The 20,639-nt window shown below is 70.9% G+C and carries 21 protein-coding genes; 6 read left to right on the top strand and 15 right to left on the bottom strand.

Going from position 1 to position 20,639, the window contains the following annotated elements; translation table 11 throughout:
* Window positions 1-25: 25 nt before the first annotated feature.
* Entirely contained in the window at window positions 26-3,349 is a 3,324-nt protein-coding gene (locus OF380_RS05235) for an error-prone DNA polymerase (protein ID WP_264049712.1), read from the bottom strand.
* Window positions 3,350-3,511: 162 nt separating this feature from the next.
* Here OF380_RS05235 and OF380_RS05230 point away from each other — a divergent pair, with 162 nt between their 5' ends.
* Complete coding sequence (locus OF380_RS05230) at window positions 3,512-4,468, top strand: D-2-hydroxyacid dehydrogenase family protein (protein ID WP_264049711.1); 957 nt, start codon at window positions 3,512-3,514, stop codon at window positions 4,466-4,468.
* Window positions 4,469-4,477: 9 nt separating this feature from the next.
* Here OF380_RS05230 and nudC read toward each other — a convergent pair whose 3' ends face one another.
* From nudC to OF380_RS05195, 7 genes are all read right to left on the bottom strand, one after another.
* The gene (gene nudC / locus OF380_RS05225) at window positions 4,478-5,383 is read right to left on the bottom strand and encodes an NAD(+) diphosphatase (protein ID WP_264049710.1); all 906 of its coding nucleotides are present in this window, start codon (window positions 5,381-5,383) and stop codon (window positions 4,478-4,480) included.
* A 4-nt stretch (window positions 5,384-5,387) separates the two neighbouring features.
* Window positions 5,388-5,804, bottom strand: a complete 417-nt coding sequence (locus tag OF380_RS05220; RefSeq protein ID WP_264049709.1) for an HIT domain-containing protein — start codon at window positions 5,802-5,804, stop codon at window positions 5,388-5,390.
* Between the two features lie 49 nt (window positions 5,805-5,853).
* Window positions 5,854-6,633 (bottom strand): molybdopterin-dependent oxidoreductase, encoded by a 780-nt coding sequence (locus OF380_RS05215; protein WP_264049708.1) that lies wholly within the window; start codon window positions 6,631-6,633, stop codon window positions 5,854-5,856.
* The gene (locus OF380_RS05210; RefSeq protein ID WP_404810598.1) at window positions 6,633-7,265 is read right to left on the bottom strand and encodes a cytochrome b/b6 domain-containing protein; all 633 of its coding nucleotides are present in this window, start codon (window positions 7,263-7,265) and stop codon (window positions 6,633-6,635) included. Before OF380_RS05210 ends, OF380_RS05215 begins: the two co-directional genes overlap by 1 nt.
* 75 nt (window positions 7,266-7,340) lie before the next feature.
* Window positions 7,341-7,940: a hypothetical protein gene (locus OF380_RS05205; protein WP_264049706.1), complete on the bottom strand. Its 600-nt coding sequence runs from the start codon at window positions 7,938-7,940 to the stop codon at window positions 7,341-7,343.
* Window positions 7,941-8,019: 79 nt separating this feature from the next.
* Entirely contained in the window at window positions 8,020-8,643 is a 624-nt protein-coding gene (locus OF380_RS05200; protein ID WP_264049705.1) for a hypothetical protein, read from the bottom strand.
* Window positions 8,644-8,799: 156 nt separating this feature from the next.
* Window positions 8,800-9,660: a universal stress protein gene (locus OF380_RS05195; protein WP_264049704.1), complete on the bottom strand. Its 861-nt coding sequence runs from the start codon at window positions 9,658-9,660 to the stop codon at window positions 8,800-8,802.
* Window positions 9,661-10,015: 355 nt separating this feature from the next.
* On the opposite strand from OF380_RS05195, the gene OF380_RS05190 reads away from it, so the two are divergent.
* Window positions 10,016-10,726, top strand: coding sequence for a DUF4142 domain-containing protein (locus OF380_RS05190; RefSeq protein WP_264049703.1), 711 nt, complete (start codon window positions 10,016-10,018; stop codon window positions 10,724-10,726).
* A gap of 97 nt (window positions 10,727-10,823) precedes the next feature.
* On the opposite strand, the gene OF380_RS05185 is transcribed toward OF380_RS05190, so the two are convergent.
* From OF380_RS05185 to OF380_RS05175, 3 genes are all read right to left on the bottom strand, one after another.
* The gene (locus tag OF380_RS05185; RefSeq protein ID WP_264049702.1) at window positions 10,824-11,495 is read right to left on the bottom strand and encodes a carbonic anhydrase; all 672 of its coding nucleotides are present in this window, start codon (window positions 11,493-11,495) and stop codon (window positions 10,824-10,826) included.
* A gap of 83 nt (window positions 11,496-11,578) precedes the next feature.
* Window positions 11,579-12,091 (bottom strand): NUDIX hydrolase, encoded by a 513-nt coding sequence (locus OF380_RS05180; RefSeq protein ID WP_264049701.1) that lies wholly within the window; start codon window positions 12,089-12,091, stop codon window positions 11,579-11,581.
* Window positions 12,092-12,113: 22 nt separating this feature from the next.
* Window positions 12,114-12,887, bottom strand: coding sequence for a DUF429 domain-containing protein (locus OF380_RS05175; RefSeq protein WP_264049700.1), 774 nt, complete (start codon window positions 12,885-12,887; stop codon window positions 12,114-12,116).
* A gap of 99 nt (window positions 12,888-12,986) precedes the next feature.
* Here OF380_RS05175 and OF380_RS05170 point away from each other — a divergent pair, with 99 nt between their 5' ends.
* Window positions 12,987-13,385: a DUF3775 domain-containing protein gene (locus OF380_RS05170; protein ID WP_264049699.1), complete on the top strand. Its 399-nt coding sequence runs from the start codon at window positions 12,987-12,989 to the stop codon at window positions 13,383-13,385.
* A gap of 48 nt (window positions 13,386-13,433) precedes the next feature.
* Here OF380_RS05170 and OF380_RS05165 read toward each other — a convergent pair whose 3' ends face one another.
* Window positions 13,434-13,850 carry a hypothetical protein gene (locus tag OF380_RS05165; RefSeq protein ID WP_264049698.1) on the bottom strand — a complete coding sequence of 139 codons (417 nt, stop codon included), beginning with the start codon at window positions 13,848-13,850 and terminating at the stop codon, window positions 13,434-13,436.
* Between the two features lie 279 nt (window positions 13,851-14,129).
* Between OF380_RS05165 and OF380_RS05160 the strand changes: the two genes are divergently transcribed.
* Both OF380_RS05160 and OF380_RS05155 read left to right on the top strand, forming a co-directional pair.
* The gene (locus OF380_RS05160; RefSeq protein ID WP_264049696.1) at window positions 14,130-14,783 is read left to right on the top strand and encodes a transglutaminase-like cysteine peptidase; all 654 of its coding nucleotides are present in this window, start codon (window positions 14,130-14,132) and stop codon (window positions 14,781-14,783) included.
* 149 nt (window positions 14,784-14,932) lie between these two features.
* Window positions 14,933-15,268 (top strand): hypothetical protein, encoded by a 336-nt coding sequence (locus OF380_RS05155; RefSeq protein WP_264049695.1) that lies wholly within the window; start codon window positions 14,933-14,935, stop codon window positions 15,266-15,268.
* Between the two features lie 30 nt (window positions 15,269-15,298).
* On the opposite strand, the gene OF380_RS05150 is transcribed toward OF380_RS05155, so the two are convergent.
* The 3 genes from OF380_RS05150 to OF380_RS05140 form a co-directional block, all read right to left on the bottom strand.
* Window positions 15,299-16,432, bottom strand: a complete 1,134-nt coding sequence (locus tag OF380_RS05150) for an ABC transporter permease (protein ID WP_404810539.1) — start codon at window positions 16,430-16,432, stop codon at window positions 15,299-15,301.
* 22 nt (window positions 16,433-16,454) lie between these two features.
* On the bottom strand, window positions 16,455-16,895 hold the full coding sequence (locus tag OF380_RS05145; RefSeq protein ID WP_264049693.1) for a DUF4112 domain-containing protein: 441 nt from the start codon (window positions 16,893-16,895) through the stop codon (window positions 16,455-16,457).
* A gap of 123 nt (window positions 16,896-17,018) precedes the next feature.
* Entirely contained in the window at window positions 17,019-18,173 is a 1,155-nt protein-coding gene (locus tag OF380_RS05140) for an aminotransferase (protein ID WP_264049692.1), read from the bottom strand.
* Window positions 18,174-18,980: 807 nt separating this feature from the next.
* Between OF380_RS05140 and OF380_RS05135 the strand changes: the two genes are divergently transcribed.
* Window positions 18,981-20,402 carry an MdtA/MuxA family multidrug efflux RND transporter periplasmic adaptor subunit gene (locus OF380_RS05135; protein ID WP_264049691.1) on the top strand — a complete coding sequence of 474 codons (1,422 nt, stop codon included), beginning with the start codon at window positions 18,981-18,983 and terminating at the stop codon, window positions 20,400-20,402.
* Window positions 20,403-20,639: the final 237 nt, after the last annotated feature.

The following is a 20,639-nucleotide window of genomic DNA, read 5'->3' as shown; positions in this document are numbered from 1 at the left end:
GATCGTGCCCGGTCGCGTTTCGGCCTCAATGGAAATCGCGGCTGCGGTAAATCCGCCGATCCTCGGGGGCGCCGAAATCCGTGGTCTCGGGCGGCAGGCGCAGGCCCCCGGCGCGCAGGTCGCGCAGGGCCGGCGAGAGGTCGCGGAACCGCTCGGCCAGCAGGTGCACGACGAGGCCCTGGCGCTGCACCCGGCCCCGCACCGCGAGGAAGCGGGCACCCATGGCCACGGCGCGGTTGGCCTCGAACACGTCGCGCCAGACGATGACGTTGGCGATGCCGGTCTCGTCCTCCAGGGTCAGGAACACGGTGCCGCGCGCCGTGCCCGGCCGCTGCCGGGTGAGGACGAGGCCCGCCACCATGATCCGGGCGTTGTTGGCCACCTTGGCCCCGTCATGGTGGTCGCGGGCGGGGATCGCGCCGATCCGGGCGAGCCGGGTCCGGAAGAACGCCACCGGGTGGCCCTTCAGGGAGAGGCCGGTGGCGGCGTAATCTTCCGCCACGTGCTCGGAGGCCGCCATGGCGGGGAGGCTCACCGCAGGCTCGTGGCGAAACAGCCCGTCATCGGCGTGGAAGGCGAAGAGCGGCATCGGCGTGTCGAGGAGATGGGCCCGCCGGTCGCCGGCGGCCCGCAGGGCGGCCTTGCGGGCGGAGGTGCCTTCCAGGGTCCGCACCGCCCAGAGGGCGGCCCGCCGGTCGAGGTCGAGGGAGCGGAACGCATCCGCCTCGGCCAGCCGCTCCAGGGCGTTGCGGGGCAGCGCCAGGGCCGCCTGCAACCCCTCGATGCTGGCGTAGCCGTTGCCGCGCAGCGCCACGAGGCGGTGCATGGCGGCCTGCGGCACCCCGCTGACCTGGCGCAGGCCGAGGCGCACGGCGAGGCGCCGCGCCACGCCGGGGGGCGGGGGCTCGGAGGCCGGCTCCAGGGTGCAGTCCCAGTCGCTGGCATTGACGTCGACGCTCCGCACCTCGACCCCGTGGGCGCGGGCATCGCGCACGAGCTGCGCCGGCTGGTAGAACCCCATGGGCTGGGAGTTCAGGATGGCGGCGAGGAAGACGTCCGGGTGCCGACACTTCATCCAGGCCGAGGCGTAGACCAGCAGCGCGAAGCTCGCCGCGTGGCTCTCGGGGAAGCCGTAGGTCGAGAACCCCTCGATCTGCTTGAAGCAGCGCTCGGTGAAGTCGCGCGGGTAGCCGCGTGCCACCATGCCCTCCACGAACTTGGTGCGGAAGTTCACGATCTGGCCGTTGTGCCGGAAGGTCGCCATGGCCCGGCGCAGGCCGTCGGCCTCGGACGGCGCGAAGCCGGCGGCCGTGATCGCGATCTGCATGGCGTGCTCCTGGAACAGGGGCACGCCGTAGGTCCGCTTCAGCACGCTCTCCAGCTCGTCCTTCGGCCCGTGATCGGGATGGGGGGAGGGGTAGCTGACGGGCTCCAGCCCCTGGCGGCGGCGCAGGTAGGGATGGACCATGTCGCCCTGGATCGGCCCGGGCCGGACGATCGCCACCTGCACCACGAGGTCGTAGAATTCCCGCGGCTTCAGGCGCGGCAGCATCGACATCTGGGCCCGGCTCTCGACCTGGAACACGCCGACCGAATCGGCCTTCGCCAGCATCGCGTAGGTGGCGGGGTCCTCGCGCGGCAGGTCGGCCAGGGTCGGGTAGTCGTGCCCATAGTCGCGCTGGAGGAAATCGACGCCCCGGCGCAGGCAGCTCAGCATGCCGAGCGCCAGCACGTCGACCTTCATCAGGCCGAGCACGTCGATGTCGTCCTTGTCCCACTCGATGAAGGTGCGGTCCGCCATGGCGGCGTTGCCCACCGGCACGGTCTCGTCGAGGCGCCCGCGCGTCAGCACGAACCCGCCCACATGCTGCGAGAGGTGGCGCGGGAAGCCGATCAGCGCATGGGCGAGCTCCAGCGCCTGCCGGATCGACGGGTTGTCCGGGTCGAGGCCGGCCTGCCGGATATGCGCGTCCGGCAGGTCCTTGCCCCAGGAGCCCCAGACCGTGTCGGCCATCACGCCGGTGATGTCGGGGGGCAACCCCAAGACCTTGCCGACCTCCCGGATGGCGCTGCGCGGGCGGTAGTGGATCACCGTGGCGCAGATCGCGGCGCGGTCGCGGCCGTAGCGGTCGTAGAGGTACTGGATCACCTCCTCGCGGCGCTCGTGCTCGAAATCCACGTCGATGTCGGGGGGCTCGGCCCGGTTCTCCGAGATGAAGCGCGCGAACAGCAGCCGGATCTCGGTGGGGTCGACCGCCGTGATGCCGAGGCAGTAGCAGACCACCGAATTGGCCGCCGAGCCGCGCCCCTGGCAGAGGATGCCGCGCTTGCGGGCGAATTCGACGATGTCGAACAGAGTCAGGAAGTAGCGCGCATAGTCCATCTTCTCGATGAGACGCAGTTCCTCGTGGATCGTGTTCATGATTTGTTCTGGTATACCCTCCGGATAACGCCAGCGGGCCCGGTGCAGGACTTGGTCGGTCAGGTAACCCTGCGCGGTCGATCCCGGCGGCACCGGCTCGTCGGGATACTCGTACTTGAGTTCATCGAGGGAGAAGTCGCAGGCCTGCACGATCTCGATGGTGCGGGCCAGGGCCTCCGGGTGGTCGGCGAACAGGCGCGCCATCTCGGCGGCCGGCTTCAGGTGGCGCTCGGCATTGGCCTCCAGGCGGTAGCCCGCCGACGCCAGGGTGCAGCCCTCGCGGATGCAGGCGACGATGTCCTGCAGGGGGCGCCGGTCCGGGTGGTGGTAGAGCGCGTCCGAGACCGCCACCAGGGGGGCGCCGAGGCGCGCGCCGAGTTCCGCGAGACGCCCGAGGCGGCGGCGCTCGTCGCCGCGCCGGCGATGGCTCCCCGCCAGGGTGACCCGGCCGGGGGCGTGGGCGGCGAGGTCCGCGAGGTGAGACAGGAAGGGGTCGTCGTCGCCGAGATGCTCGGGCGGGACCGCGATCAGCATCTGCCCCTCGCTGGCCTCCAGCAGCTCCGAAAAGTCGAACCGGCACTGGCCCTTCTCGGACCGGCGGTTGCCCCGGGTGAGGAGCCGGCACAGGCGCCCGTAGGCAACCCGGTCCATCGGGTAGGCCACGGCCTCGAAGCCGGCCTCGGTCACGAGCCGCACGCCCGGCAGGAAGCGGATGCCCGGCTCGCCCGCCGCCTTGCGGCGCTTGACCTCGGCATGGCCCCGCACGATGCCCGCCAGGGTGTTGCGGTCGGCGATGCCGATGGCGTGCAGCCCGAGTTCGGCGGCCTGGCCCACCATCTCGCCGGGATGCGAGGCTCCCCGCAGGAACGAGAAGTTCGTGGTGACGACGAGTTCGGCATAGGCGGGCGGCTCGGACGTCAGTGCCATCTCCCTCGCTCCCGCTTCCGGAACCCGTCTCAGGATAGAGAACGAACCGTGATCATATTGGATCCCGGGGTGCCGGTTTCGTGCGCGGGAGTCAAAGCTTCGGGGCCGCTGGCCAACCGGTTCGCCGTGCGCTAGCCCGGTCCTCCCCAGACAGGATGTCCCATGCTGACCTGCGCGATCCTCGACGACTACCAGGGCGTCGGTCCGACGATGGCGGACTGGTCGGGGCTGACGGACCGCCTCGTGCTGCGGGACCTGCGCACCACCTTCGCGACGCAGGACGCGCTGGTCGACGCGATCCGGGATTGCGAGATCGTGGTGATGATGCGCGAGCGCACGCCGTTCCCGGCCGCGTTGTTCGCGCGCCTGCCGCGGCTGAAGCTCCTCCTCACCAGCGGCATGCGCAACGCGTCGATCGACCTCGCCGCCGCGAAGGCGCACGGCGTCACGGTCTGCGGCACCGCGAGCCACCCCGAGCCGCCGGTGGAACTCACCTTCGCGCTGATCCTCGGGCTTGCCCGCCACCTCGTGCCCGAGGTCCAGGCCCTGCGGTCCGGCGGGCCCTGGCAGGGCAGCGTCGGCACGGACCTCGCCGGCCGCCGCCTCGGCCTCCTCGGCCTCGGCAAGACCGGCGCCCGCGTCGCCCGGATCGCGCAGGCCTTCGGCATGCAGGTCAGCGCCTGGAGCCGGAACCTCACGACCGAGCGCGCGGAGGCGGAGGGCGTCGCCCTGGCGCCCTCCCTGGAGGCGCTGCTGGAGGCGAGCGACGTCGTCTCGATCCACCTCGTCCTCGGCGACCGCACGCGGGGCCTGATCGATGCGCGTGCCTTGAGCCGGATGCGGCCCGATGCCCTCCTCATCAACACGTCGCGCGCCGCGATCGTCGACGAAGCGGCCCTGCTCGCCGCGCTCCGGGCGGGCGCCATCGCGGGCGCCGGCCTCGACGTCTTCGAAACCGAGCCGCTGCCGCCGGATTCGCCCTGGCGCACCCTGCCCAACGTGCTGGCGACGCCGCATCTCGGCTATGTCACCGAGCGCAACTACCGCACCTACTTCCCCGAGATCGTGGAGGATATCGGCGCCTTCCTCGACGGGGCGCCGATCCGGGTTCTCACCTGAGATCGGGCCTCACACCCGCCCGTCCACGAAGGCCCGCACCAGCAGGTTGGCGATCGCCAGGGGGGGCGGAGCGGTGAAGCCCTCCGGGTGGCGGGCCTCCAGCATCGCCGCGGCCTCCGCCCGCGTGAACCAGCGCGCATCGGCGAGTTCCACGGGGTCGATCGTGATGGCGTCGTCGAGCGCCTCCGCGACGCAGCCGATCATCAGCGAGGCGGGAAACGGCCAGGGCTGCGAGGCGTGGTAGCGCACCGCGCCGATGGTCAGGCCGACCTCCTCGAAGGTCTCGCGCCGCACGGCGTCCTCGATGGTCTCGCCGGGTTCGAGGAAGCCGGCGAGGCAGGAATACATGCCCTCGTTGAAGCGCGGCGAGCGGCCGAGCAGGCAGGCCTCGCCCCGGGTGATGAGCATGATCACCACGGGATCGGTGCGGGGGAAGTGGTGCGTCCCGCAGGCCGCGCATTCGCGGCGGTAGCCGCCGGCCGCCAGCGTCGTCGGGGTTCCGCAATTGGCGCAGAAGCCGTGGCGCGCGTGCCAGCCGAGCAGCGACTTCGCGGTGGCGAGCAGCCCGAGTTCGTGGGCTGCGATCCGGCCCTCGCCGGCGAGGCTGCGCAGGTCGTTGCTGCGGAACGGCGGCTCGGCGTCGTACGCCTCCGCCACCTCCGCCGGCAAGGCGGCGGCGAAGACCGGGGCCCCGTCGAGGCGGCCGAGGAACAGGGTCAGGCCGGGCACCCCCGCCCGTGACGCCTCGGCGGGGGTGAGGAGGGCGGTGTCGCCGGACAGCAGGACCCGGTCGCCGGCCAGGATCACGATCCGGTCGCCCTCCGCGCCGAAATCCGGGATCGCCGCCGCGCTCTCGGCGGAGTGACGCACGAGGCGGCTGTGGACGTAGCCGAGCCGGTTCGCGGAATCGGGCATCGCCTCAGGCCGCCGCGAACAGGGCGCCGATGCGCTCGATCATCTGGGCGCGCGCGTGGTGCGGGTAGGGGGTCGCGGTGCCGACGCCCCAGATCGGCTTCGGCCAGGCGGGATCGGAGCGGAAGCGCCCGATCACGTGGACGTGGAGCTGGGGCACCATGTTGCCGAGGGCCGCGACGTTGACCTTGTCGGGCTTGGCCAGTTCCAGCATCACCCCGGTGGCGAGGCGCATCTCGTCCATGAGGGCGTGGGCGTCGTCCGGCCCGAGATCGGTGATCTCGCTGGCGCCGGCCCGGCGCGGCACCAGGATCAGCCAGGGGAAGCGGGCATCGTCCATGAGGAGGACGCTGCACAGGGCGAGGTCGCCCACATGCACGGTGTCGGCGGCAAGCCGCGGGTCGAGGGTGAAGTCGGTGCTCATCGCGCAGCGATGTAGAGCGGAACCGTGGCCGATGCGAGGGGCGCCCCGCTCAGATCCCGCTGAACCAGTTGTAGCCCTGGTCCTCCCAGTAGCCGCCCGGATAATCGTTGGTCACGAAGATCTCCGCGATGTGCTTGGGGCTCTTGAAGCCGAGCTTGGTCGGCACCCGCACCCGCACGGGATAGCCGTATTCGGGAGCCAGCGTCTGGCCGGCGAAGTCGAGGGCCAGGATGGTCTGCGGGTGGAGCGCGCTCGGCATGTCGAGGCTGCCGTAATAGCGGTCGGTGCATTTGAAGCCGACATACTTCGCGGTCAGGTCCGCGCCGGTGCGCTCCAGGAAGGTCCGCAGGGGCACGCCGCTCCACTGACCGATCTGGCTCCAGCCCTCGATGCAGATGTGCCGGGTGATCTGGCTCTCCTGCGGCAGGGCGCGCAGCTTCGCGAGCGTCCAGGACGCCTTGTCGGCGACGCGGCCGCCGACGTCGAGCTTCCAGGTCGCCGTGTCGATCTCCGGGATGTTGTCCGGCGGGTAATAGGCGTTGAAGCGGAACGGCGTGTCGATCATCGAGGCCGGGTAGGTCGGGGCCAGGGTCGCCGGGTCGAACAGCCACTGCTGCACCCGGTCGTTGGCCCGCGACATCGTCCAGAGCACCCGGTCGGCCAGGGTGCCGTTGCTCCCCGTGGAGAGGTCGCAGCCGGAGAGAAGGGTCAGGGCGCCGAGCGAGAGGCCGCCGCGCAGGACCATGCGGCGTTCGAGGCCGGCCAGTTCCGGGGCGATGTCGCGGCGCAGGGCCCGCAGGCGGGCGGCGTCGTCGGGATTGCGGGGCATCAGCGAACGGGCTCCTCGGCGACGCGGGCGCGGCCGGTGATCATCGCCACGAGCGTGCGCGGCACGACGAGGACGAGGGCGAGGTGCAGGACGATGAAGGCGCCCAGGCCCGCCATGGCGAAGAAGTGGACCCGGCGCGCCCACTCGTAGCCGCCGAACAGGTTCGTGAGCCCCTGCCACTGCACCGGCTTCCACAGGGCGCAGCCCGAGGCGACGAGCAGGAGGCCGAGGACGACCGCGACCACGTAGGCGAGGCGCTGCACGGCGTTGTAGCGCCCGACCCGGTGGGCGAGGGACAGGCGCAGGGCCGCCCCGGCATCGCGCCAGACGGCGCGCGGGCTCAGGGGCAGGAAGGCGGTGGCGAAGTGCCGGGCGAGCAGGCCGTAGAGCACGTAGGCGAGACCGTTCAGGGCGAACAGCCACATCGCGGCGAAGTGCCAGGCGAGTGCGCCGCCGAGCCAGCCGCCGAGGATCGCCCATTTCGGGAACACGAAGGGGAACAGCGGCGAGGCGTTGTAGATCGCCCAGCCGCTGAACAGCATGCAGAACACCGCCACCGCGTTGATCCAGTGGGTGATCCGCACCACGAGGGGGTGGATCACCGTGAGGCGCGCGGGCGTTTCGGGCACGATCGTCAACGGGAAATCTCCGGACCTCGGAATGCTGTCCTCCGTCCCGCCGGCGGGTGCCGGCGGGGCGGGATGCGCTCACATCGACGGGACGGTGCCGTTGCGGCCGACGATGAGGATTGCGGCGTTGAGCTTGCCGTCGGGACCGGCCTTGGTGAAGGCCACGACCTTGGCGCCGGCCACCACGATGCTCTTCTCGCCGGGATCGACCAGGGTCACCGGCACGTCCTCGGGCACCAACACCTTCTTCTCGCCGCCGTTGTACTTGACCAGGAGGGTGCGGCCCTCCGTGCCCGACAGGCTGCCGATGGCGCCGTTGGTCATGGTGGAGTTCGCGCCGAGATCCCACGGGTAGTGCCCGTCGGCGGTGCCGCGCAGGGAGGAGGCGAACACCGTCACCTGCAGGGCCTTCTGGGTGCCGTCGGGCTGCGGGATCGCGGCGGTGCCGATGTAGCTCTCGGACTTGATGTCCGAGATCTGGCCGCTGCTGGCGGCCAGGATCTTGGTGTCGCTCCCGAAGGTCACGGTCTTCGCCTCGCCGGTGCGGGGCTTGATCGTCAGGGTCGAGCCGTCGATGGCCTCGATGGTGCCCCGGTAGCGCACGATGTCGTCGGCGCGGGCCGGGGCCGTCGCGACGACGAGGCCGAGGGTCAGGCCGGTGAGCAGCGTCTTCATCATGGCGTTCTTCCTTGCGCGTCGACCGGGCACGGAGGCCCGCGCGATTCTCATCGGGCGGTTCTCATCGGGATCCCGACGATCACATGGGCGGGACGGTGCCGTTCTCGCCCACGATCATGCGGTCGGCCACGGCGGTGCCGCCGGCATCGGCCCGGGTGAAGGCCACGACCCGGGCGCCCGGCCGGATCTTGCCGACGTCGCCGGGGGCGATGGAAACCACCGGCACGTCCTCCGGCACCGTGATGGTCTTCTCGCCGCCCTTGTAGGTCACCGTGATCGTGCGGCCGGCGGTGCCCGAGAGGGCGCCCACCGCACCGTTGGTCATGGTGTTCTCCTTCTCGAGGTCCCACGGGTAGTGGCCGTCGCCGGTGCCGCGCATGCTCGGCGCGAAGACCGCGACCTCGAGGGCCTTGAGGGTGCCGTCCGCCTGCGGGGTCGCGGCGGTGCCGATGTAGCTGTCGGACTGGATGTCGCTGATCTTGGCGGTGTTGGCGGTGGCCACGCGCACGGCCTCGCCGAGCCTGACCTGCACGGGTGCGCCGAGGCGCGGCTTGATCGTGACGTTCGTCCCGTCCACCGCCTCGATCGTACCCCGGATGCGGACCACGGGGGCCTCGGCGCGGGCCGGGGCAGTCAGGCCCAGGGTGAGTCCGAGGCTCAAGGTCAGGCCGGAGAGGGCGAGGGCAACGGTCGACGACGTCATGCGCAAGTTCCTGGCGACCGATCCCTGCCGGCCTCCCGCAGGCTGCGCCCAATCGGGATGCATGCGCAAGTCAATTGCGCGCGACCCGGATGCCCGGGCCTGCGGCCCGTTGAAACGTTGACGATGGGACGGCCTGCGCTAGCCGGAACCGACGCCCTAATGCGCCATCAGCATCGGGATGCCGGCATGGGCCAGGAGGTGGCTCGTCGGCCCGCCGAAGATCATCTGGCGCAGGCGGCTCTGGGTGTAGGCCCCCTTGATCAGCAGGTCGCAGCCGAAGGTTTCGGCCTCCGTCAGGAAGACTTCCCCCGGGGTGCGCCGGCCGGCCGAATAGGCCCGGAAATCGGCCGCGATGCCCTCGCAGGCGAGCGCCTGGGCCAGATCCTCCGCGCTCGGCCCCGGCACCGTGCCGCCCTCGACGCTGATCACCCGGATGCGCCGGGCCTGACGCAGGAACGGCATCGCGAAGGCCACGGCCCGGGCGGTCTCCGTGGAGCCGTTCCAGGCGATCAGGATCGCCTCGCCGAGCGTCGCCGGGGCGATCGGGGGGGCGAGCAGGATGGGCCGGCCGCTCTCGAACAGCGCGGTCTCGAAGGTGGTCATGCGCGGCGTGCCATCCGAACCGCCGGGCCGGCCCACGACGGTGGCGGTGAACAGGCGGGCATATTGCCCGAGGAAGGCATCCCCCGCCGGCACGTCGGCCCGCCAGCGGTAGCGGGCTCCAGCGGCCGCGACCGTCTCCGGCGTGCAGGGGCCCTGCGCCGCCAGCGGCAGCCCGGCCTGCTCCATGAAGGCGACGAACGCCTGGCCCGCCGTCTCGGCCTCGGCCTTGTCGGCCTCCTCGTCACGCAGCCAGGTCATGCCGCCCACCATGTCGACGGGGACGTACTCGGCGAGCGCCGGGCGCAGGGACACGCCTTCGATGAGGCTGCCGAAGCGCCGGGCGGCGAGGATCGCGGTCTCGAAGACCGAGGGGAGCGCGTCATGCGACGCGACGGGAACGAGCAAGGTCTGCATCGGAGTGGCTTCCTACGAAGCGGCACGAAACCCCGACAGGCTAGAGCCAAACGGCCCGGCGGCAAACTGCGGCACGCCACCGGCCCCCAGAGGTTTTTTGAGAGCGTCGACGCGAGCCTGTCCACCGGGACGAGGACCAGATCCGGGAGCCACCACGAGGCTATAGAATGCACGAAGCTTGGCCTTGGAAAGACCGGATGCGTTTGCGTTCGGCACAAGGAAGAGATGTTCTTTATGGGGAACCGTATCGTTCGGGGTTCGTTGGCCCCACAACCGCGACGGATCGATGCCGCCCAGAGGCTGTACTGCTTCGGGCCGGCGCCTGTCACGGACTCCAACTCTTTTCGAGGTTCTCATGATCAAGACGACTTTCGCCGCCACCGCCGTTCTCGCCGCCCTCGCCACCCCGGCCTTCGCACAGGGCATGCAGGGCGATTTCCGCATGGAGGCGATGCAGGCCAACGCCTTCGAGATCCAGTCGAGCCAGATCGCCCTCAGCAAGAGCCGTAACCCGCAGGTTCTGCGCTTCGCCCGCGAGGCCGTCCGCGACCACCGCGCCGCCAACGTGGCGCTGGCCGGCGGCGAGAACAATTACGCGGCCGTGCGCGGCGGCGAAGGTGTGGGCGGCCTGATCACGGCACCCCTCGCGGTGGCCGGTGGCGCGGTCGGCGCCGCCACGGGGATCGCCACCGGTGTCGTCGGCGGCACCCTGAGCGGCGGCCCGGTGGGCGGCGTCGAGGGCATCGGCAGCGGTGCGGCGCGCGGCGCCGAGGCCGGGAGCCGTGCCTTCCGGGGCGACGTGGACACCACCGCCGGCACCACGATCATCCCGCCGAACCCGCAGCAGCAGGCGATGCTGGCCGAGCTGTCGCAGACCCCGGCCGGCCCGCGCTTCGACAGCCTCTACGGCCGCATGCAGGTGCAGTCCCACGAGATGACGATCGGCATGTTCCGCGCCTACGCGGCGTCCGGCCCGAACCCGGCCCTGCGCGCCCATGCGGAGCAGGCCCTGCCGGTGCTGCAGTCGCACTACCAGATGGCCCAGCGCCTGCCCGGCGCTCGCTGATCGCGTGAAATGACATGCCGGGCGCGTCGCCCGGCATGGTTCGAGACGAGAAGGACGTCGAGCCCGGGGCTCGACGTCCTTTTCGTTCGGGGGTGCCTTACTGCTCGACGCAGCCGATCAGCGAGGCGGGGCTCAGGCTCCGGCCGGCCTGATCGACGGCCGGCTTGAACTCGCCGGTCTCCGGGTCGCGCAGGAGGAGTTCCCCGCGTGCGATGCCGAAATGGGCCCCGTGCAGGGCGAGGCGTCCGCTCTCGACGCGCGTGCGCACGAAGGGGAAGGTCATCAGGTTCTTGAGGCTCTGCGCGACCATCGAGTATTCGAGCCGCGTGAGGTAATCCGGATCGCTCGGGTTGCCCGCCATGGCGGCGGCGGGCTCGACCAGCGAGACCCAGCTTCCGATGAAGTCGCTGTTCGAGAGGGGCTTGGCGGGATTCGCGTAAGCCTTGATACCGCCGCAGGTGGCATGCCCGAGCACGACGATGTGCTTGACCTCCAGACCCTCCACCGCGAACTCGATCGCCGCCGAGGTGCCGTGGAAGTCGCCGCCCGTCTCATGGGGCGGAACGATGTTGGCGACGTTGCGGATGACGAAGAGTTCGCCCGGTCCGGTATTGAAGATGACCTCGGGCGAGACCCGGCTGTCGCAACAGCTGATCATCAGCACTTCCGGGCTCTGGCTCTCGGCCAGCTTCGCATAGCGCTTGGCCTCGTCGGTCAGCCGTCCGTCGATGAACGAGCGATAGCCGGCTTTGAGCTTCTCAGGAAACATACGGGGATCCTCGTTTCAGGTTGGAGGGCAGGGTGGAGGCCAGGGTAGAGGGATGAAAGCGTGCCGTCCTGCGGCATGCCGGATCAGCGCGGCTGCCAGCTGAGGGCGAAAGGCGAGTCCGGGAGCCGACCCTCGGCGACAGCACGCGCCACCCGGGCAAGCCCGGCCGGCTCGATCCGTTCCGCCGTCGCGTCGAGTTCATCGAGCGTCCACCAGCGGGTTCCGAGCACCGGGTTGTCCTCGGTCTCGGCGAGCCGGCTGGTGTCGACGGTGGCGTCGGGGAGCCGGACCACGAAGTAGCGCTCGCGGGCGAAGCGCGGCGCGCGGAACAGGTGGAAGGGACCGTCGCAGGCGGCGACCTGCGGTCCGATCTCGGCATCGTGCACGCCGATCTCCTCCGACAATTCGCGCCGGCAGGCCTCCACGTGGGTCTCGCCCGCCTCCAGCCCGCCGCCGGGCATGAACCAGAAGGTGCGGGCCTCAGGGGTCGCCGGATCGATGGGGCGCACCGCCTCGTAGGCGATGAGGAGGAGGCGCTGGTCCGGGTCGAACACCAGCGCCCGTGCGATGTCGCGAACCGGTAGATCCTGGGTCACGCGTGCCTCCTGCGGTTTCGCTTCAGGCCCCCGCTTTAGCAGGGAATTCGTGCGGGGCCAGGGGCGGCCCGTCCGGCATCCAGATCACGATCGGCAACCCGTGCGTGTCGCGGCCGGGGGGATCGGGCAGCGGCCGGGCGGTCCCTCCCAGGAGGTCGCGGGCGACGACGAGGCCGGCCAGGGCGTCGAGGTGGTCGTCGGCTCCGACCCCGCGCGGGCGGGCCGCGATCAGCCCCTCGGGCAGGCCGGCGGCGGTCAGGAGCGCCCGGCGTTCGGCGAGTCCGGCCCCGCGTGCCGGGCCTTTCTTGCCCGCCGCGAGGGGCCGGTCGCCGTTGAGGCGACGGAAGGCGATCTCGGGATGCACCTCGTGCAGACGCGCGCCGAGTTCCGGCCGCGCGCGGAGCAGCCCGTCCACCTCCCGGATGTAGGCCAGGATGTTCCAGCACTGGATCGAGGGCGCGAAGGGCGGCGTGCTGTTCGCCCGCGAGAGCACCTTCGCTTCCGCGTAGGTCTCCGCATAGACCGCCGCGCGGGCGGGCACCGGAAACACGCTGGCGCGCCCCGCCCCGAGCCGGGCCCGCGCCGCACGGTCGGCCACGCGGCCGCCCGCCGTGACATGCGTGTCGAGGCCGATGGGGATGTCGATGCCGACGCGCAGCGGCGCTTCGGCGGCGTCGAGGAAATCGGCCACCCGGGCAAAGCGCGCGGCGCGGTAGCGCGTCGGGTCGTCGAGGTCGAGGAGGACGCCGGCCCAGGCACCGCGACAGCCGTCGAGGCCGCCGACCCAGCGCGTCACCGCAGCCTCCGGGCGCACGACGCGAACCGGATCGGACCTCGCTCGTTGTCGCTGCTCAGGGCTGCCGCTGCGGGCGCCCGCCGAACCGGGAATGCGTTCATGGACATCGCCGTCGACAAGGTCACCGAGATCATCCTGCGCGTGCGCGCCGTCGATGTGAAGGAAGGGCCGACCGACCCCGATTCCGGCTCCAACCCCATCGATGACGGCGCCACCGACGTGCTGATGTCGGGAACGGACGACGCCACCGAGGAGGAACTGCGCGACATGATCGGCGCGCTCAACGACGACGAGCGGGCCGACCTGCTCGCGCTCCTCTATATCGGGCGCGGGGACATGGAGCCGGAGGAATGGGCGGACGCGGTGCGCTTCGCCCGGGAGCGCGAAGCCGCCGGCGAGGGTGCGGCCCGCGAGATCCTCGGCATTCCCAACGCGGGCGACCTGCTCGACGAGGGGCTGTCCAACCTCGGCATCACGCCGGACCTGCCGCAGGCCTGATCCGGCGTGGGACGTCACGCCCGGCGCGACGTCCCACCCCCACGGCCGCTACCGGCAGGGCAGCGCCGTGGCGGTGTCGGCGACGAAGCCCGCCGTGTCGCGCAGGGTCTCGGCCTGCGTCGGATCTAGGGAGACCGCCTCCGCCTCCCGGTGCAGGCGGTCATTGCAGGCGCAGGTGGGGATCTGCCCGCGCGGCGGCGAGCACTGGTCGTGGTGCATGCAGGCGACGTCGAGGGCGTCCACCGGAGGGCGCGGGCTGCGGTTGCCCGGGCCGCAATAGTTGCCGTGGATCAGCAGGGTGCCGCGCTCGGCATCGATGAAGGGCATCTCCTGGGCTCGGGCCGGGACGGCCAGCGCGGCCGAGAGGCTCGCGGCGGCGAGCAGGCCCGCCAGAAGCGGCTGTCTAAGACGCGACGGCCCAAGGCGCAGCCGGGCGGTCCGCGAAGGTCGAGCGATTGCAAGCATCAAGATCCTGGTCCTCCTGGTCTGTTGCACCCTCGCGGGGAGAGATGGGGCCGCGCCGAAATGCGGCAAGCGCAACCGCTGGTCCGCCGGCTCGGCCCCGTGCCGCCCGGCACGCCCGCCGCCCCGCCGTGCCGGCTCTGGTCCTCTCGGGATTCGGCCCCGCCCACGTCGTGGGCCGCCGCCATCCACAGTGTTAACCTTTTCTTAACCCGCCGATTGTCGTGCAACGCCGGCCGTGGGACATTCGTTAACAGAAGCTTAACGAGGCCCGAGGCGGTCATGCGGTACGTGTTTTCCCGGCGTCTCCAGGCCCTGACAGCGAAGACCCTGATGGGCGTCGCCCTGGTCGCCGGGCTCGTCCTCGCCCCTTCGGCGCAGGCACAGACCCTCGCCGCGCTGCCGACCGTGTCGAGCGCCGTCAGCACCGGTGCCCCGGCCCGGCCGATCGCCGCCTGGGTGGATTTCTGCCAGGGCTACGCGGCGGAATGCGCGGTGGATGTGGCGGCGCCCGCCCAGATCACCCTGACCGCGGCGACCTGGGCCACCATCGTCTCGGTCAACCGGCGGGTGAACCGGTCCATCCAGGCGGTGACCGACATGGATCACCTGCACGTGCCGGACCGCTGGGACCTCGCCGAGGACGGCTCGGGCGATTGCGAGGACTTCCAGCTCGTGAAGCGCAAGCTCCTGGCCGAGGCCGGCCTGTCGCGCCGGGCCATGCGGATGACGGTCGTGATCGACGAGAAGGGCGAAGGCCATGCGGTGCTTACCCTGATCACCGATCGCGGCGACATCATCCTCGACAACAAGACCAGTGCCGTCCTGCCCTGGCGCCAGACCGGCTACACCTTCATCAAGCGCGAGAGCCAGAACGCCGTCGGCTGGGTCTCCCTCGGCCGGGCCGCCTCGCCGGCCACCACCGCGAACCGCTGAAGCCGTTCGGCCCGACTGACCGCTCACGAGGGTGGGTTGAGAGCGCTGCGTGGAAAAGCGTCCCGAAACGGGACTGGGGACAATCCAAGCCTTTCATCATGGGTTAAGCGTGGCGGCGCGAGGGTGGCCGGGTTCGGGAAAGCCTCGCCATGACGATCCGCGACCGCGCCCTGCCGGCGCTCACCCTGCTCTGCGTGATCCTGTCCGCCCCCCTCGCCCAGGCCGAGGACCGGCCCGGCGTGGCCGATCGCCATGGCGCCTGGCGCGCCTGCCTGCATCGCAACTTCGCCCTGCAGGCCGCCCTGTCCAGCCGGGTGATCGCGGCGGATGCGGCGCTGCGGACCTGCCGTCCCAGCGAGCAGGCCTATCTCGCCGCGCTCTCGACCTCGCCGCTCGTGGACGACGAGGATGTCGCCCGCGTCCGGCCGGCCCTGCTGCTGCGGGCGAAGGGCTGGCTCCTCGAGGGCGGCCCGCGCCCGCTCTGAGAATCGGGGTCCGTGAGGTGACGGCGCCCGTCAGCGGAAGGATTTGCGCGGATCGAAGGCGTCGCGCACCGCTTCTCCGGAAAACACCAGCAGGCTCAGCATCACGGCGACCACGAAGAAGCCCGTGAGCCCGAGCCAGGGCGCCTGGATGTTGTCCTTGCCCTGGGCCAGCAGCTCGCCGAGGGACGCGGATCCGGGGGGCAGGCCGAAGCCGAGGAAGTCGAGGGAGGTCAGCGTCCCGATCGAGCCGTTCAGGATGAAGGGCAGGAAGGTCAGCGTCGCCACCATCGCGTTGGGCAGGAGGTGGCGGCTCATGATGCGGATGTTCGACAGCCCGAGGGCGCGGGCGGCCCGCACGTATTCGAAGTTGCGCGCCCGCAGGAACTCGGCCCGCACCACGCCCACCAGCGACACCCACGAGAACAGCAGCAGGATTCCCAGCAGGACGAAGAAGCCCGGCTCGATGAAGGCCGAGATGATGATGATGAGGTAGAGGGTCGGGATCCCGCTCCAGACCTCGATGAAGCGCTGCAGCGCGAGGTCGACCCAGCCGCCGAAATAGCCCTGGACCGCCCCCGCGATCACCCCGATCACCGAGGAGACCAGGGCGAGGATCAGCCCGAATAGCACCGAGATGCGAAAGCCGTAGATGATGCGGGCGAGCACGTCGCGGGTGGTGTTGTCGGTGCCGAGCCAGTGCGTCTCGAGTTCGGAGCACGGCTTTCCGACGGACTGGCACTGCGCCTCGGTCAGCATCCAGGTCGGCGGGGAGGGGGAGGGGGTCGGCAGGCCCTGGATGATGGTGGCGTAGGAATAGGGGATCGGCGGCCAGATCGCCCAGCCGTGCTCGGCGATCTCCTTGCGCGTCTCCGCCGAGCGGTAGTCCGGACGCGCGTAGAAGCCGCCGAACTTCTCGTCCGGATAGTCGATGACGACCGGAAACAGGATCTCGCCCTTGTACGAGACCACGAGGGGCCGGTCGTTGGCGATGAATTCGGCGAACAGGCTCGTGACGAAGAGCCCGGTGAAGATCAGGAAGGACCAGTAGCCGAGGCGGTTGCGCCGGAAATTGGCGAGCCGCCGCCGGTTCAGCGGCGAGAGCCCGCGCGTGGGCGGGGGCAGGGCGACGGCCGGCGTGGCGTCGGGGCGCACGACCTCGTTCACCGGGCGCCCCCCATCCCGCATGTCAGCCGTCGATGCGGGTGGCCGTTCCTTCGATCTCGTTGGGCCGCAGGCCGCCATGGCGCTCGAGGTGGCGCCGCAGCAGGCGCACGTTGCGGCGGTTGGCCTTGAAGGCCGCATCGAACAGGTCGCCCGCCAGGGGGACGGCGCCGAGCGCCCCGTCGGCGGCGATGTTCATCGCCATCCGGGCGATCAGCCAGCGCGGGGCCCCGAGCCGGCGCGCCTCCACCACGATGTAGGAGGCCAGCAGCATGCCGGCGACATCCCCCACCACCGGCACGAGGCCGACCAGGGCGTCGAGGCCCACCCGGCGGTTGATCCCCGGGATCACGAAGGCCGAATCCATGAGGTGCGCGAACGCCTCCAGGCGCAGCAGCGTCGCCTCCCGGTCGTCCGCCTTCGGCTTGAAGCGGGTCGTGGCACCGGCGGATTGGGTGAAGTCCATCTGCGGGCTCCGGGGGATGCGCGGCGTTGTCATGGGCGAGGATGTGGCCCCGGCCCCAACTGCGCGCAAGCGCGACCTGTTCGACCGTGCCGCGCGCAGGCGCGACCTGCTGGATCCCGCGCATCAGGCCCGCTCCCCGGCGACGGAGGCAAGCCGGTCGAGGGCCGCATCGAGGACGGGATCGGCCTTGGCGAAGCACAGCCGGACGATGTGGCGCACCGCGGCGTCGGGATAGAATGCGCTGACGGGAATCGCCGCGACTCCGTGCCGGCGCACCAGCGCGTCGCAGAAGGCGACGTCGTCGGTCCAGCCGAGCGGCGCGAGGTCGACGTTGAGGAAGTAGGTGCCATGGGAGGGCAGCACCCGGAAGCCCCGCTCGCTCAGGCCCGCCGTCAGGCGGTCTCGGGAGGCGGCCAGACGCGCCCGCATCCCGTCGAAGTAGCCGTCCTCCTTTGCGAGACCGTAGGCCACCGCCTCCTGCAGGGCGGGCGGCGTCGTGAAGGTGAGGAACTGGTGCGCGTTGGCCACCACCCGCAGCAGGGGCGGGGCCGCCATCACGAAGCCGACCTTCCAGCCCGTCAGCCCGAAGATCTTGCCGGCCGAGCCGATCTTGACGGTGCGGGCGCGCATGCCCGGCAGGGCCATCAGCGGGCAGTGCCGCGCGCCGTCGAACACGATGTGCTCCCAGACCTCGTCGCAGACCGCCACCACGTCGTGTCGGGTGCAGAACCCCGCCAGTAGGGCCAGGTCCTCCCGCCCGAACACCGTGGCGCTGGGATTGAGCGGGTTGTTGAGGACGACGAGCTTCGTCCGGTCGGAGAAGGCCTCGGCAAGCGCCGACGCGTCGAGGCGGAAATGCGGGGGCTGCAGGGGCACGATGCGGGCCACGCCCCCGGCGCGACGCACCAGCGGGAGGTAGGCGTCGTAGAGGGGGGCGAACAGCACCACCTCGTCCCCCGGCGCGATCAGGGCGAACAGGGCTGCCGCGATGGCTTCGGTGGCGCCCGAGGTGACCATCACCTCCGCCATCGGGTCGAGGTCGAGGCCCTGGTGATGCGCGTAATGCGCCGCGATTGCCGAGCGCAGGGTCGGCAGCCCCATCATCGGCGGGTACTGGTTGTCGCCGTGCAGCACCGCCTCGGCGGCCCGACGGCGCACGTCCTCCGGTCCCGGATCGTCGGGGAAGCCCTGGCCGAGATTGATCGCACCGAGTTCTCGGGCGAGGCCCGACATCACCGTGAAGATGGTCGTCGGCAGGTCGGCGAGGACAGGATTCATGCTGGGACAGAATTCATGACGCGGAAGGGCGTGACGGGGAAGCGATGGAGGTGGGGAGGACGCCGAGGCTCCTGACGGCGTGGCCTAGCACGGCCCCATCCGGCAACGAAATGTGCGTCCCCGCACGCGGCTTCCCAGTCGGGCGGCGATGTCGACTGACGATTATTGACAATCATCAGCCATCACGGCACGGTCATCTCACGGCTGGAGCGGTGATTGCCAGCGCGGGACTTCGCCCCCTCGTTCCGTACTCGACGTGTCACCGCTCCGGTCCGTTCCTGAAAAGGCCGTCGCTCCCCCCCAGGCGGCGGCCTTTTTCGTGCCCGCTCCACAGGATTTCGCCCGGCGGTCCAAGGTTTCCGCAGGCGCGCGGGCCAGCAACACGGGGGAAACCCGAAGGCCCCACTGGAGACGCATTGGTCCTTCAGGAAGCGCCCATGCTGCCAATCCTCAACCGCGTGAGCCTTTGCCTGACGAGGTCTTGCCGCGCCGCAACGGCGACGCGGAGCCCAGGCCCGGCAAGGCCGGGTTTGGCAAGCTTCGAACCTACAAGTTCTGATCCTGCAAACCCTGAACGGGCGGGATCGGGCATACGGACCTGTCGAGATCTGGGGGTGCGACCCCGTTCGACGCTGTCGCTCCGTCGCCAACGGCCTTATCTGGAATGTCTCGAAGGTGGAACGCCGGGGCTTGCCCGCTGACCGCCGGCTCGTCACGCCGTTCCCGACACGCCAAGATCCCGATTGCCAAGATCCCGAATGCCAAGTTCGCGAACGCCATGATCCGGAACGACAAGATCGTCAGGCCATGAACGAAACCTCGCCCATCCGAACCGAGACCGCGCGGGAATATCCCGACGCGATGCCGGCCGAGACGCGAAGCGCGCCGCCCGTCCGCCGGCGCCGCCGGGGCTGGCTGTGGCTCGTGCTGCTCCTGATCCTGGCGGGGGCGGGCTATGCCGGATACCGGTTCTACCTCGCACCGAAGGCCGACACCCAGACCGCCGCCTCGCAGGGCCGGGGCAGGGGCGCGCGCGGCGGACAGCATGCGGAGCCGCCCCAGGCGGTGGGCATCGCCACGATCACGCCCGGCGACGTGCCGATCGTGCTCGCCGGCCTCGGTACGGTGACGCCGCTCGCCACCGTCACGGTGCGCTCGCAGATCAGCGGCTACCTCACCGAGATCGGCTTTCGCGAGGGCCAGACCGTGAAGAAGGGCGACTTCCTCGCCCAGATCGATTCCCGCCCCTACGAAGCGCAGCTCGCCCAGTACCAGGGCCAGCTCATGCGCGATCAGGCGCTCCTGCAGAACTCGAAGCTCGACCTCGCCCGCTTCCAGCGCCTCGCCCAGCAGGATTCGATCTCGAAGCAGAACGTCGACACGCAAGGCGCCCTGGTGAAGCAGAACGAGGGGACGGTGGCGGCCGACCAGGCCCTCGTCGACCAGCAGCGCCTCAACATCACCTACACCCGCATCGTCTCGCCGGTGGAGGGCCGCGTGGGTTTACGCCAGATCGACCAGGGCAACTACGTCACCGCCGCCACCACCAGCATCGTGGTGGTGACGCAGCTCCATCCGATCTCGGTGGTGTTCACCCTGCCGGAGGACGACGTCGCCCGGGTGATGCGGCGGGTGCGCTCGGGCGCCAAGCTCGCGGTGACGGCCTACGACCGGGGCGACGTCAACGCCATCGCCACCGGCACCCTCGACACGGTGGACAACCAGATCGACACCACCACCGGCACCGTGAAGCTGCGGGCGATCTTCCAGAACCAGGACGACGCCCTGTTCCCGAACCAGTTCGTCAACGCCAAGCTCACCGTCGACACGGTGCGCGATGCGCCGATCGTCCCGACGGCGGCGATCCTGCGCGGCACGCCCGGCACCTACGTCTACTTGATGCAGGGCGACGACAAGGTGGTGGTTCGCCCGATCAAGCTCGGGGAGGCCGACGGCGCCCGGACGGTGGTGCTCGAGGGCCTGCAGCCGGGTGACCGCGTGGTCGTGGACGGCACCGACCGGCTTCGGGACGGTGCCAGCGTGCGCGTCACCGAGGCCGGCGGCAAGGCCGTCCCGGCCCCGCGTCGGGACGGCGCCCCGGCCGAGGCCCAGGCGATGCCCGCCGCCGCGCCGGTGACGGAGGGCGCCAAGCCCGACGCCACCAAGGCGGACGCCGTCGCTCCCGAGGGCCAGAAGCGCGAGCGCCGCCGCCAGAGGCCCGCCGAGTGATGGGCGATACCGGCATCATGACCGCCCCGGCGTGGCAGGGGTCGGGCGCGGGGCGTGACCTCTTCGGAGATGGACCACACCTCACCCCAGCCCTCTCCTTCCAGGAGAGGGAGCGCGGTGGTGCTTCACGAGCGAACCGGGATGGCCTGCATCCCGTCGTTCTCCCGGAAGGCTTTCGTCGCCAGACTTTCGAGGAATCCCGCGGGTCCCCTCTCCTGGAAGGAGAGGGACAGGGTG

The sequence above is a fragment of the Methylobacterium sp. FF17 genome (genome assembly GCF_025813715.1).
GTDB classification, from domain to species: domain Bacteria; phylum Pseudomonadota; class Alphaproteobacteria; order Rhizobiales; family Beijerinckiaceae; genus Methylobacterium; species Methylobacterium flocculans.
Note: the sequence above shows the minus strand (reverse complement) of the source record. Positions and strands in the feature narration are given on the sequence as shown.